This is a genomic window from Marinobacter sp. NFXS9 (assembly GCF_040148665.1).
GTDB lineage: Bacteria > Pseudomonadota > Gammaproteobacteria > Pseudomonadales > Oleiphilaceae > Marinobacter_A > Marinobacter_A mangrovi.
Genome location: NZ_JAGDDW010000002.1, coordinates 249,755 through 263,116 on the forward strand (window position 1 = coordinate 249,755; position 13,362 = coordinate 263,116).

Here is a 13,362-nt window from a genome sequence, read left to right on the forward strand (position 1 = left end):
CACAATCATGCGTAACGCAACACGGATGGCCAGGCTTGCCGCACTGACCCTGGTTTTCACGCTCAGCGGCTGCAGTATTCACCAGTCCATCGGCAAGAGTACCGGTGCCTTCCTGCATCCGGTATCGGGCAAGGATTTCGTGCACATTCCCAACGATCAGTGGGACCAGCAGAATCACGCCCTCGTCTACTTTTATCGCACGCATTCCCGCTGGGCGGCCGACGAGATCGAGTCGCCCAGTGTGTACATCGACGGCGAGCACTACTTCAATATTCGCGATGACAGCTACACCTGGCTCGAAGTCGAGCCCGGTCCCCGCCACATCATCATGCGCCGGCCCCTGCTGGGGCTTGAAGGCATCAATGATATCGATTTGAGCCGGATTGCCGATGCGGTGCTCCATGTCGAAGCCGGCCAGATCTATTATCTGCGATACAACGAGCTATCCCCTCCGGATCAGGCGCATCCGGATCTGGATGCCGAGGACCCGTTGGCTTCGGGCGACCTGCAACTGGTCACTCGGGACTATGCCATGGGCCAGGGCGAGATCGTGACGACCCAGTTCCTCAACAGTGACATGCTGGCGCCGAACCACGCCGCCACATCCATCGTCGAAGCGAACCAGGACGCGGACTATGAGCGCCGCCGGGAAGAGCTTGAGACCGCGCGCGACGAGGAAATCGAGACCATGAAGGCCAACGGGCAATACGAGGAGGCGCCCTGGTACTGGCCTTTCGGCGGCGGACCTACCCAGCCGCTGGAAACTGATCGCCAGATTGATGCCCTGGACAAGGCGTACGCCTCGCTGGAGGCCGAGCGTGAACGGGCGGAGGAGGCGGAAGACAGTGGTTGGTGGCCATTCTGAATGCGGGTGAGGGAGTCGTCCTCGCGGAAATGACGCGGCTGGTGGCAATGGATGCCAATGTGGTCGGGCACAAGCTTCATAAAATGTGAGGCGACGCACATCTTTCTTGGCCCATCGGGGTGGTCTGACTAGACTGAAGAAAGCATGAGCGCTGTTTCCATGTGCCTGGACACAAGAATAAAGAGGATGCGATGTCGTTGAAGGACACTGTGGGAGAACCCGTGCGTTGGGCGCGGGGCCGGCTGGATCGTTTGCGCCGGCAGTATCTGGAGGTGATCCACGAAGCGGAGCACCTGGGGGAAGAACGACTGGATGAGTTGCGCCATCTGGTAGACCACCTCGGGCCTTCGTTGAAGAGTCTGGTGGACGAGCGCCTGCAGGCGTTGCAAACCAAACTGGACGAGATCAATCGGCGACTGGCTGAAGAAGCCATTCCCGACGAGCGCCGTTCCAGTGTTGGGCACTTGGCGCTGGAGAAAAAGGCCGCTTCTGCCGTCCGCAAGGCCAGCTCGGTGGTCGGGGCGGGGCGGCGCAAGAGCACGGCTGAATCGGGCCGTGCGTCGAAATCTGTCGCCAAGTCGGCCGCCGGCAAAAAGAAGCGCACGCCGGCAAAGTCAAGCGAATCCGACGCATCGTGACAGGCTCAGGGGTGTGTGACCTGGCTGCAAAATAACCACTTGAGTTTAATTCCAAAAAATCCCACAAAAGTATTTGACAGGCCCACTCAAATGCTTAAAATGCGCGTCTCATCTGGATGACACAGCAACGCCGGCACGGCAAAACGCTGGTGCATCCGCGCTGATTGGGTGGTTAGCTCAGCTGGGAGAGCATCGCCCTTACAAGGCGAGGGTCGCAGGTTCGATCCCTGCACCACCCACCAATTCAGCGCACTGTCGGGTTAACCCCTTCGACAGAAAGATGATCGCGGAGCGGTAGTTCAGCTGGTTAGAATACCGGCCTGTCACGCCGGGGGTCGCGGGTTCGAGTCCCGTCCGCTCCGCCATTTCCCGAATTCCCGGGTGGTTAGCTCAGCTGGGAGAGCATCGCCCTTACAAGGCGAGGGTCGCAGGTTCGATCCCTGCACCACCCACCATTTCCTTTCCCTGTGTGGATTGATTGTACCCGACAGCATACGCTGGTTTCGGGTTTTTGCGTTCATCATACCTCTGCAACTTCCAAACCTGATCCAGGCGTTGTCGGCGAATTGCGAATCGGACAGTTCGTGGTTTATGCTGCGTTCCCGTCATGTTCGGCGATGATCGCGTCGATCCGGGCCCTCGGCTCGCGGTCTGACGTCCGGTTGGCGTCCGCGCCCGTATCTTCACGGGGCCTTTCTCTTCTAAGTGCCTCTCGAAGGGTGCGAGGGATCTGATTCTTTAAGGGATGGAACGACACTCATGTCTTCGCGTTTGAAACGCCTCTTCATTGTTTTTGCCGTTGCTGCCGTCGTCATTGCCGCCCTCTGGTGGTGGAGCCTGGGCAAGGAAACCACCGATGACGCCTTTGTCCAGCGGGACGTGGTGTACCTGAAACCCCGGGTGGATGGCCCGCTGGTGGATGTGGCTGTGCACGACAACCAGCCGGTGAAAGCCGGGCAGGTGCTGGCGACGATCGATCCGGAACCCTACCAGGCGTCACTGTCAGCGGCCCAGGCCAAGGTAGCCAATGCCCAGGCCTCGCTTGAGAGTGCCCGGGCCTCGCTGACGGCTTTCCAGGCCAATCTGGCCGCCCGCAAAGCGGAAGCCACCGCGAGTGTTGAGGTGGCCAAAGCCCAGATCACTCAGCAGGAAAGAACGCGGGACGCCCAGGCCGCCAAGATTGAACAGGCGCGCCGGGATGTGAAACGCTACAGCGTGCTGGTTGAACGCAGCCAGGTGTCCAAGCAGACGCTGGAGAATGCACGAACCAACCTGAATACCCTGGAAAGCGATCATGCGGCGACAGCCGCCGCTGTGTCCGTGGCCAGGAGCCAGCTTGCCTCGGCACGCGCACAGCAGCAGGCGGTGGCCGCCGATGATCAGCGTCTTCCGGTCATGCAGGCCGCCGTGGATGAAGCCCGAGCGAATCTGGAACAGGCCCAGGCCAGCCTGACCCAGGCCCAACTGAACCTGGACTGGACCACCATCAAGGCCCCGGTGGATGGCTGGATCAGCGAACTGCAGGCCCGCACCGGCGCCATGGTGGGACCGCAAGCGACGCTGGTGATCCTGGTCTCTGGCCATCCCTGGATCAAGGCCAACTACAAGGAAACCCAGATCGGCGATATGCACGTGGGCGATCGGGTGGACATCGATGTAGACGCCTACCCGAACAAGACCCTGACCGGCCACGTTGCCTCTTTCCAGCCGGGGACCGGCTCCCGTTTTGCGCTGCTGCCGCCGGAAAATGCCACCGGCAATTTCGTGAAGGTGGTGCAGCGTGTGCCGATCCGTATCGAACTGGATGACACGCCTGAAGACATGCAGCTGTGGCCTGGCATGTCTGTCGTACCGACGGTGCATCTGGACAGCGCGGGCAAGCAGCCGTAAGGGGCCATCATGAGTGATGCCGCAACCGGCAACGAGGCGCCCCCGGCCCGCAAGGCGATCAATCCCTGGCTGATTGCGCCGATGGTGGCGCTGGCGGCGTTCATGGAGGTGCTCGACATCTCCATCGCCAACGTTTCCCTCTCCAACATTGCCGGCAGCCTGGGCGCCGGGCCGGAGGAATCCACCTGGGTTCTGACGTCCTATCTGGTGACCAACGCCATAGCCCTGCCGATTGCCGGCTGGCTGTCCGAGTATTTCGGCCGCACCCGATTCTTCATCGCCTGCATCATCGGCTTCAGCGCCGCATCCCTGGCCTGCGGACTGGCCCCCAGTCTGGGCATGCTGATCTTCTTCCGGGCGATCCAGGGGCTGGCCGGTGGTGCGTTGCAGCCGGTGTCCCAGGCGATTCTCGCCGACGCCTTCCCGCCGGCCCAGCGGGCCATGGCGTTTGCCATGTACGGGATCGCCGTGGTGGCGGCGCCGGCCATCGGCCCGACGCTCGGGGGCTGGATCACCGACCAATTCAGCTGGCATTGGATCTTCCTGATCAATGTGCCGGTCGGGGCGCTGCTGATCGTCCTGATCCGGATGTACCTGCCGGACGAGAAACCCAACCACGACGGCAGTCCCATCGATTATGTCGGCTTCGGCCTGATCGCCGTCGGCATCGGTAGCCTGCAGTGGCTGCTGGATCGGGGGCAAAACGAGGACTGGTGGGATTCCCTGGAGATCCAGGTTCTTACCGGTGTGGTGATCGTGGCGCTGCTGACCTACATCGTGCGTTCGTTCGATCAGGACAACCCCATCGTCAACCTGCGTCTGTATCGCTATCGCAACTACGCCATTTCCAACCTGCTGATGTTCGTGCTCGGTTTTATCCTGCTGGGTTCGACGGCGTTGCTGCCGCTGTTCATGGAGTCGCTGCTGGGTTACACCGCGCTGGATGCGGGGCTGGTGATCTCGCCCGGTGGCTTTGCCATCATGGCGATGATGCCGGTGGTGGGGAAACTGGCGGGTAAAGTGGACCTGCGGCTGATGATTTCGTTCGGCCTGCTGTGTGCCGGCAGCTCGCTCTGGTTCATGGGCGGCTTCACGCTGCAGGTCGACAGTACAACCCTGGCGTTGATGCGTGTGTGGCAGACGCTGGGAATTGCCTTCCTGTTTATTCCCATCAACACCATGGCCTACATCGGGCTGCCGGCCAGCGCCAACAACCAGGCGGCGTCCATGCTGGCGTTCATGCGGAACCTGGGTGGGGGTGTCGGGATATCGGTGCTGGTGACGCTGATCTCGCGCCTGGGTGCCCACCACCGGGTGCCGCTGGTGGCCAATACCAGTCCCGGCGATCCGGAATGGGAGCAGCACCTGTCCCAGTTACAGGGTGTGACCGGCAGCCATGAACAGGCGCTGGCCCTACTCAACCAGACCGTGCAGGGCCAGGCGCAGATGCTGGCCTACATCGACGCCTTCCATTTCATGGGGGCGCTGTTCGTACTGATGATTCCGGTGGTCCTGCTGCTGAAGCCGGGGCAGGCGGATCCGGATGCCGAACCCGCGCCGGCCCACTGAGTCATCCCGTGGCGGGATGACCTTACTTGCCGATCAGCGACTGACCGCATACCCGCACCACGTTGCCGGACACGCCGGCTGATTGCGGGTGGCAGTACCAGGCGATGGTTTCTGCCACGTCCACCGGCAAGCCGCCCTGGGACAGGCTGTTCATACGCCGACCGGCCTCACGGATGGTGATCGGCATGGCGGCCGTCATCTGCGTTTCGATAAAGCCCGGTGCCACGGCGTTGATGGTGATGCCGTTCTTGAGGCTTTTGGCCATGGCCTCCACGTAACCGATGACGCCACACTTGGACGTGGAGTAGTTGGTTTGACCGAAGTTGCCGGCAATGCCGCTGATGGACGACACGCACACGATGCGGCCGTTCTCGCGGATCAGGCCGCGCTTGAGCAGTTCCTCGTCAATCCGTTCCTCGGCGGTCAGGTTGACGGCAATCGTCATATCCCAGAAATGCTCGGGCATGTTGCCCAGCGTCTTGTCCCGGGTGATACCGGCGTTATGGACGATCAGGTCCAGCCCGCTGCCCATGTTTTCCAGGAACTCGGCAATCAGCGTCGGCGCATTGGCTCCGGTGATGTCGCAGGCCAGTGGTTTGCCATTGATGTCCTTGGCCACGCGCTCCAGATCGGTCATCGCCGCCGGGATATCCAGCGCAATCACCGTGGCGCCGTCCCGGGCCAGCGTCTGGGCGATGGACTCACCAATCCCCCGGGAGGCGCCCGTTACCAGGGCGACCTTGCCCGTCAGCGGAGCCACCGGGTTGGTGGCGGTGTTGCCGGTGTCCGACTTGCCAATCTTCACCACCTGACCGTCGACGTACGCCGAGCGGGGCGACAGGAAGAAGCGTACGCTGGAGTCGATGCGTTCCTCGGCGTTAGGCGCAATCCAGATCAGGTTGGAAGTGGCGCCTTTCTTGCCGATTTCCTTGCCCACACTGCGGGCGAAGCCTTCCAGGGCGCGCTGGGCGGCGGCGTGGGCGGGCTTGCGGCAGGTGTCCGGATCCTGGCCGATCACCAGAACTCGGCCGTTGGTGGCCAGCTTGCGGATCACCGGGTGGAAGAAGTCGTACAGCGCCCGCAACTCCGTTGTGTCCTTGATGCCGCTGGCATCGAACACCAGGGCGGAAAACGTTTTCTGGATGTCGCCGCTGACGTCCAGCGGTTTGGCCTTACTGCCAGCCTTGGCTGAATCGGTCAGCCGCTCGGTGCCGGAGGCGTGAAATACGTTGGCGGGGCTGGCCCCGAGAATACTGCCCAACGTCTCAATGGCCCGCGCGCCGTTGGCCGCGCCGACCAGCACGTCACCCTCGATAAACGGCTGATCGCTGCGCTGCCAGCGCTTGAGCACGACTGGCGACGGCAGGCCCAGGGTCGAGGCGGTGGTTTTGCCGACAGGGGTATTGACGAACTTGAGGTAAAGGTCTGACATAGTGGTTTCCTTGCGTCTTGCGCGCGTTTTTTGAATGAGGTGTCTGACGGGGCGTCTGCGATATCGGCGCTGCAGAGGGTCCCCGCGCTCTTCAGCGTTTCCCGTATGGTATGAAAACTGGCCGGCTTTGGATTGACTCAACGCGGTCGGCCCGTTGTCAGGGCTGCCAATGAGCGGGAAGCCCGTCTCGATAGACTGCCACACATCATACTGATGAACAGGATAATCCCATGGCACAGACAAGCAATGCAGGACAGAAGAAAGCGGCGAAGGCTGCGCAGACCGTCCGCCGGGTGGCCGTCATTGGCGGCAACCGCATTCCGTTTGCGCGCTCCAACAGCGCCTATAGCAAACTCAGCAACCAGGACATGCTCACCGCGACCCTGCGCGGTCTGGTGGATCGGTTCGGCCTGGAAGGCCAGCGTATGGGCGAAGTGGCGGCTGGCGCCGTAATCAAGCATTCCCGCGACTTCAACCTGACCCGTGAGTCGGTGCTGAGCTCCGGTCTGGCGCCGGAAACGCCGGCCTACGATATCCAGCAGGCCTGTGGCACCGGCCTGGAGGCGGCGATCCTGGTGGCCAACAAGATTGCCCTCGGTCAGATCGAGTGTGGCATCGCCGGCGGTACCGACACCACCTCCGACGCGCCGATCGGCGTCGGTGAGGGGTTGCGCGAGATCCTGCTGGACCTGAACCGGGCCAAGACCAACACCGAACGCCTGAAGATCCTGGGTCGGTTCCGTCCGAGCCACCTGGTTCCCGAAATCCCGGAGAACGGCGAGCCCCGTACGGGCCTGTCCATGGGTGACCATTGCCAGATCACCGCGCATGAGTGGAATATCCCGCGGGACGCCCAGGACGAACTGGCCTACGAGAGTCACCAGAAGCTGGCTGCGGCTTACCAGTCCGGCTTCTTCGAGGACCTGATGACCCCGCTGGCCGGCCTGGAAAAAGACAACGTCCTGCGCCCGGATACCACGCTGGAAAAGCTGTCGACTCTCAAGCCGTGCTTCGATCGTGAGAACGGCACCATGACCGCCGCCAACAGCACCGCGCTGACAGACGGCGCGTCCTGCGTGCTTTTGGCGAGCGAGGCGTGGGCCAAGGCCAACAACATGGAGGTTCAGGCTTACCTGACCTTCTCGGAAGTGGCCGCCGTGGATTTTGTCGACAAGAAGGAGGGGTTGCTGATGGCGCCGGCGTACGCCGTGCCGCGGATGCTCGACAGAGCCGGCCTGACCCTGCAGGACTTCGACATCTACGAGATCCACGAAGCGTTTGCCGCGCAGGTGCTGTCGACCCTCAAGGCCTGGGAAGACCCCACGTTCTGTAAAGAGCGATTAGGTCGGGATAAGCCGCTGGGCAGCATCGATCGCTCGAAGATGAATCCCAAGGGCAGCAGCCTGGCGACCGGGCACCCGTTCGCGGCCACCGGCGGCCGGATCATCGCGACGCTCGCCAAGCAGTTGGCTGAGCGGGGCAGCGGTCGCGGCCTGATCTCCATTTGTGCCGCTGGCGGCCAGGGGGTAACGGCCATTCTGGAACGCGACTGATACCTTTCGGATCCCCGCGAAACCCAAAAGCCCGGCGCCAATGGCCGGGCTTTTTCATTTGATGTGACGGTGGTTCAGAAGCCTTTCGGGATCTCGAATCCTGCCAGTCCCGCGTTCTCCATCAATTCCGCGAAACCAATGGTGGTCAGGTCCATGCCCGGCGCCCCGATGACCTGGATGTTGTAGGGCAGGCCGTCCCGAGACCGGCCCACCGGCACCGAGGTGGCGGGCAATCCCAGTGTCGTGGCCAGGGCGATCCAGCAGAACTGGTCGAGGTAGGGGCGGGGCTTGCCGTTCACGGTGATCCTGCGGTTGAAGGCTTCGCCTTTCTGATCGTGTTCGATCGCCGTGGTCGGCGTTATTGGCGTCAACAGCACGTCGTATTCATCAAACAGGGTATCGATCTCGGCGCGCATTTTTTCGCGTCGTTCGTTCCAGTGCAGCCAACTGTGGATGGGCTGGTTCACGGCACGGCCGTATTCGCCGATGTGGTGAGTCATGGGCAGGAAGAGTCGCAGCCATTTTTCCAGGCGTCCGACCCAGGCCATCTGGCGCCGCTGTTTCGGTGTCAGGGAGGCGCTCACCAGGCTGCCGAGCAGGTTGAAATAAACCGGCAGGATGGTTTCCATATCCAGCAGGTTGTGTCGGGCATCCGCCACCAGCGCGCCCTGTTCCTCAAGCCGTCGGCCCAACGCGCGATAGGCCTGGGTCAGTTCGTCGGCCACTGGACACAGGGGATCGTCGAGCCAGAGGCCGACCCGGGCCTGCTCCAGACTGTCCAGGCGACTGTCGGTCAGTGACAGCGACCAACTGCGCTGCTCCAGTCGACGCGGACCGGCAATCACCGGCAACAGCGTCCGCAAGTCGCCTGCACTGCGGGCCATGGGGCCGCCTTCCACCAGATCCGGCTCGCTCAGGGTGCCGGGCGGTCCGGGGATGTGGCCGCGCATGGACACCAGGTGGCGGGTGGGCTTATGGCCGAACACGCCACAGAAGTGGCTGGGCGTGCGAATGGAGCCCGCCAGGTCGCTGCCTACTTCCAACGGTGTGAGTCCGGCAGCGAGAGCCGCCGCCGCGCCACCGGAGGACCCACCAGGCGTGTGCTTGGGGTTGTAAGGGTTCTGGGTGGTGCCGAAGACCTTGTTGTAGCTCTGGATGTCCATGGCATAGAGCGGCACGTTGGTCTTGCCAAGGATGATGGCGCCGGCATCCACGAGCCGCTGCACCAGATCGGCGTTCTGGCGCGGCACATAATCCTTCATCGCCGGGGCGCCGGCCACGCAGTGCAGGCCGGCGACTTCCCAGGTGTCCTTGAGGGTCATGGGCAGGCCGTGCAGGGGGCCGAGTGGCTCGCCCCGGGCGCGCCGTGCATCGGCCTCGGCAGCCTGGCGCAGGGCGTCCTCTTCGGCCAGGGTGACCACGGCGTTGACGTCGGGATTGCGTGACTTGATTCGGGCGATCAGGGCCTGGGTGAGCGCCTCACTGGTCAGCTCGCCGGACTTCAGGGCCGCGAGCAGCTCGATCGCACTGCGGTAATGGAGATCAGACATGCCGGATGACTTCCTCGGAAAAAGACGTTCTGAATCATCCATTAAAGACAAGTGGTGGCGACAAGTAAAGCAATTGCTTTAGGTGAAGCGGGTGGGGCCGTCGGCGATCCTCTTTTGGCCCGATCCGACCATTACAGCTCTTGGCGCCAGCGCTTGATGGCCATCTGTTTCTTCAGGGCCTCGATGATTTCGTTGACCACCTGGATGATCTGACGCTCGCTTTCACTCGGTCCTTCGCCGGGGGCGGCGGTTTCCTGGAGGAAGGTGCCGACGATGTCCTCGATGAAGGCGTGGTTCTTGGCCGACGCCAGATCTTCCAGGATCCGGTGGATGACTTCCGCCACGATATCGCCCACGGCCGCTTCCAGGGTTTCCGTGATCTGGGGGCCGAGCATCGGCACCTGACGCAGGCGGGACAGCTCAACATTCTGGGTAAGGGCATGGTCCACGCAGTTTTCCAGGTAGTGGCGCAGCGCTCCGCGGTTGGGGATGTAACCGGTCTGGGCGGTTTCCGCCACCTTTTCCGACAGCCATTGAGTCAGCAGCTCCCGACGAGGCATGAGGATGTCGTTCTGGATGCGGTGGATCAGCGGTGAGCCGTGGGTCATTTCTTCCTGGGCGCCGGACAGCACCTTGATGACAATGCGGTCCGACAACTCTTCCATGAAGGCCTCGTAGTAGAACTTGAGGAACTGGTAGACGCGGGTCTGGGTAAAGTCGATGACCTGGTACTTGTGCAGTCGGTATACGATGGAGATCACCCGCAACACCCGCAGGAAGCGGTAGGAGCCGATCGGGATACAGCCCAGCAGGTCGTACCAGTGGATAAACGGGTAGAAATACCAGCGGCTGTAGAGCTTGCTGTGAATGGCGTAGATCCAGCGGATGGCGAATTCGGTCAGGAAGATCCAGACGAAAATCAGGTCATAGAAAATGAAGTTGCGGTGGATCGGCCGATAGAATTCCGCAAAGGGCTGGGCATACTGGAAGAGCAGGTCCCTGACCGCTTCGACGGCATACAGCGAGTCGAAGATGATCCAGGTGATGTTGAGGAACAGCAGCCCCAGCATCACGAAATCCACGATGAACCAGAACAGCTGGTGACTGCGACGTAGATTGGCTCGATTGATTGTAAACATGCGCCTCGCCTGGCCGATGAGTGGGGGCGTTTCCGCCCCATCCAGGGCAGCGGACAACGACTGCTCGACGCCGTAGCCTACCACCGGCACATAGCCAGCGAGAAACCGGCGGTGGCCTTCGGTTGCCCGATGGCCACCACTGGCATTCGGCTACTTGAGTTCCGCCGAACTTTTGCCGAGCAGGCGGCGGGCGATGATCAGCAGCTGGATTTGCTGTGTCCCTTCGAAGATATCCAGGATCTTGGAATCCCGCGCCCACTTTTCCAGCAACTCCACTTCACTGTAGCCAAGGCTGCCGCAGAGCTCCACGCAGCGCAGGGTCACCTGGTTACCGACGCGCCCCGCCTTGGCCTTGGCCATGGAGGCCTCACGGGAGTTGGGCAGACCGTTGTCCGCCATCCAGGCGGCCTTGAGGGTAAGCAGGCGGGCGGCGTCCCACTCCGCCTCCAACAGTTGCAGCTCCCGTTCGGCCGCGGTCTGGGTCCAGGTTTGGGCGCGGTAGGTCAGCGGCTGGCCGTATTTTTCCAGCAGGGCGTAGGTCTGGTCCAGGGCAGCGCGAGCGATACCGATGGCCATGCCGGCGACCACCGGGCGGGTGTTGTCGAACGTCTGCATGGCGCCGGCAAAGCCCTTGTTGACGCTGATCTCGGGATCGCCCAGCAGGTTGGCCGCCGGTACCCGGCAGTTGTCGAAGCGAATGGCGGCGGTGTCGGAGGCGCGAATGCCCAGCTTCTTTTCCAGCCGTTCCACGGTCATGCCCGGGGTGCCTTTCTCCACCACGAACGATTTGATGGCGGCGCGGCCCTGGCTGCGATCCAGCGACGCCCAGACCACCACCGCATCGGCTCGCTCGCCGGCGGTAACGTAGATTTTCTCGCCGTTGATGATGTAGTCGTCACCGTCCCGGGTGGCGGTGGTGCGGATCGAGGCGCTGTCCGATCCGGCGCCGGGTTCGGTGATCGCCATGGCGGCCCAGGTGCTGCCCAGGCGGGCCAGCTGTTCCTCGTTGGCGACCGCGGCGATGGCGGAGTTACCCAGCCCCTGACGGGGAATGGACAGGGCCAGTCCGACATCGCCCCAGCACAATTCAGTCAGCCCCAGGACGGTTTTCATATTGGTGCCGTTGCGGTTGCCAGAGCCGTTTTCACCGCCGGCGCGGGCCAGGCTGCCGGCGCCGGCCCCACCATCGCCGGCGCCTTCATTCATGCCATCCATGATGGAGGCAAACATGTCCAGCTCGCGAGGATAGTCGTGCTCGGCGCGGTCGTACTTGCGGGAGATGGGGCGAAACACTTCCCGGGCCACCTGCTGGGCCTGATTGATGAGCGGGGTGAATTTACGCGGTATTTCCAGGTTCATCGTCGAAGTCTCCTTAACGGCATCAGGCGTGGGTACCGCCAAACAGGGTGGCGGCCGAGCGCAGGTCCCGATACCAGCGTTCCACCGGGTGTTCCTTGACGAAGCCGTGACCGCCCAGCAACTGCACGCCGTTGGTGCCGACTTCCATGGCTTTCTCGCTGCAGAGCAGCCGCGCCAGGCAGGCTTCCCGGTGATAGGTGCGACCGGTTTCCGCTCTGCTGGCGGCGCGCCAGGTGAGCAGGCGCATGCTCTCGATCTCGATGGCCATGTTGCTGATCATAAAGGCGACCGACTGGCGGTGACTGATGGGTTCACCGAATGCTTCGCGCTCGTTGGCATAGGGGATGACATAGTCCTGTACCGCCTGCGCACAGCCCGCGGCGAGGCCGCAGCGCAGCAGCACGCCGCGATCGATGAAGGTGCTGTAGTTGAAGTCCTCGTCGCCCAGCAGGGCGGAGGCCGGCAGCCTCACGTTATCCAGGCGGATACGGCCCGTCCCGGCAGCTCGCAGACCCATGGCGGGTTCGGCTTCGAAGGCCAGGCCACCGGTCCCGCGCTCAATCAGGAACACCCGTGGGCCTTCGCCGTCCAGTTCGGCAGCCACCAGATACAGATCGCTGTCGCCAGCGCGGACAACGCCGCTTTTCAGACCGTTCAGCGTGAAGTCGTCACCATGGCGTGTCGCGCGGGTCGAAAGTGACATGGGATCGAACAGGGGCACCGGCTCGTCGATGGCGATAGTGGCGACCGGCGGCTGGTCTTCGCAGAACGCTGGCAGGTAGGTGGACTGCTGCTCGGCCGTACCCCAGCGGGTGATGGCCTGGGCCACGCTGAACGGCGCCAGCAGGGCCTGGGCCAGTCCCAGGTCGCCCCAGGCGAGCTGTTCGGCGATGAGGACGCTGGTCACTGGCGACAGATTCTCGGCAACCCCGCCAAACTCGGCGGGCACGGCATAGAGGCTCAGGCCCAACGCCTGCGCCTGGTGCTCGATGTCATGCGGCAGGGCGGCATTCTCATCGCACTCGGCCGCATTCGGTCTCAGCACATCGGAGGCAAAGCGCCGCAGGCTGTCGACGATCATCTGCTGGTCGTCGTCCAGGTTCAGGTCGAACAGGTCGCCCGGTCGGCGGGCGGGCAGCCGCTTGCGGGGGAACAGATCCCGGGCCCGCTTGAATTCACGGTTGGCGACGGTCAACGCCTGAAAGCCGACACGAGTTCCCTGGTAGGCCAGTCGCTCGACCGGCTTGCGCACGCCCAGGCGATCAAGCAGGGGGAGGCCGGCCAGGCGATTCATGGCGGACAGGGCGAAACCGATTGGATCGCGCGTCATGCTGAATCTCCGTTGTTGTTGGTTCAGGAAGCTGAAC

10 protein-coding genes and 3 tRNA genes are annotated in these 13,362 nt (G+C 62.8%); 8 read left to right on the forward strand and 5 right to left on the reverse strand.

The features are described 5' to 3' along the window. The first annotated feature begins 7 nt into the window (after positions 1-7). From J3364_RS04740 to J3364_RS04770, 7 genes are all read left to right on the forward strand, one after another. Positions 8-865 (forward strand): DUF2846 domain-containing protein, encoded by an 858-nt coding sequence (locus J3364_RS04740; RefSeq protein ID WP_349557177.1) that lies wholly within the window; start codon positions 8-10, stop codon positions 863-865. A 221-nt stretch (positions 866-1,086) separates the two neighbouring features. Continuing rightward, entirely contained in the window at positions 1,087-1,503 is a 417-nt protein-coding gene (locus tag J3364_RS04745; protein ID WP_349557179.1) for a hypothetical protein, read from the forward strand. Positions 1,504-1,669: 166 nt separating this feature from the next. Then, positions 1,670-1,745: transfer RNA gene (locus tag J3364_RS04750), tRNA-Val, on the forward strand. Positions 1,746-1,791: 46 nt separating this feature from the next. After that, a tRNA-Asp gene (locus J3364_RS04755) sits at positions 1,792-1,868 on the forward strand. Positions 1,869-1,882: 14 nt separating this feature from the next. Beyond that, a tRNA-Val gene (locus J3364_RS04760) sits at positions 1,883-1,958 on the forward strand. A 304-nt stretch (positions 1,959-2,262) separates the two neighbouring features. Further along, positions 2,263-3,393 carry an HlyD family secretion protein gene (locus tag J3364_RS04765; RefSeq protein WP_349557180.1) on the forward strand — a complete coding sequence of 377 codons (1,131 nt, stop codon included), beginning with the start codon at positions 2,263-2,265 and terminating at the stop codon, positions 3,391-3,393. A 9-nt stretch (positions 3,394-3,402) separates the two neighbouring features. Beyond that, positions 3,403-4,962 (forward strand): DHA2 family efflux MFS transporter permease subunit, encoded by a 1,560-nt coding sequence (locus J3364_RS04770; RefSeq protein WP_349557182.1) that lies wholly within the window; start codon positions 3,403-3,405, stop codon positions 4,960-4,962. A 22-nt stretch (positions 4,963-4,984) separates the two neighbouring features. Here J3364_RS04770 and J3364_RS04775 read toward each other — a convergent pair whose 3' ends face one another. Continuing rightward, a complete protein-coding gene (locus J3364_RS04775) occupies positions 4,985-6,394 on the reverse strand; it encodes a 3-oxoacyl-ACP reductase (RefSeq protein ID WP_349557184.1) in 1,410 nt (469 codons plus the stop codon). A 230-nt stretch (positions 6,395-6,624) separates the two neighbouring features. On the opposite strand from J3364_RS04775, the gene J3364_RS04780 reads away from it, so the two are divergent. Next, complete coding sequence (locus J3364_RS04780) at positions 6,625-7,947, forward strand: acetyl-CoA C-acetyltransferase (protein ID WP_349557186.1); 1,323 nt, start codon at positions 6,625-6,627, stop codon at positions 7,945-7,947. A 74-nt stretch (positions 7,948-8,021) separates the two neighbouring features. Here the strand turns inward: J3364_RS04780 and J3364_RS04785 are convergent, their stop codons facing one another. The 4 genes from J3364_RS04785 to J3364_RS04800 form a co-directional block, all read right to left on the reverse strand. Beyond that, a complete protein-coding gene (locus tag J3364_RS04785; protein WP_349557188.1) occupies positions 8,022-9,497 on the reverse strand; it encodes an amidase in 1,476 nt (491 codons plus the stop codon). 131 nt (positions 9,498-9,628) lie between these two features. Continuing rightward, the gene (locus tag J3364_RS04790) at positions 9,629-10,636 is read right to left on the reverse strand and encodes a hypothetical protein (RefSeq protein ID WP_349557190.1); all 1,008 of its coding nucleotides are present in this window, start codon (positions 10,634-10,636) and stop codon (positions 9,629-9,631) included. Positions 10,637-10,786: 150 nt separating this feature from the next. Further along, on the reverse strand, positions 10,787-11,995 hold the full coding sequence (locus J3364_RS04795) for an acyl-CoA dehydrogenase family protein (RefSeq protein WP_349557192.1): 1,209 nt from the start codon (positions 11,993-11,995) through the stop codon (positions 10,787-10,789). A 22-nt stretch (positions 11,996-12,017) separates the two neighbouring features. After that, positions 12,018-13,325, reverse strand: coding sequence for an acyl-CoA dehydrogenase family protein (locus J3364_RS04800; protein ID WP_349557193.1), 1,308 nt, complete (start codon positions 13,323-13,325; stop codon positions 12,018-12,020). Positions 13,326-13,362: the final 37 nt, after the last annotated feature.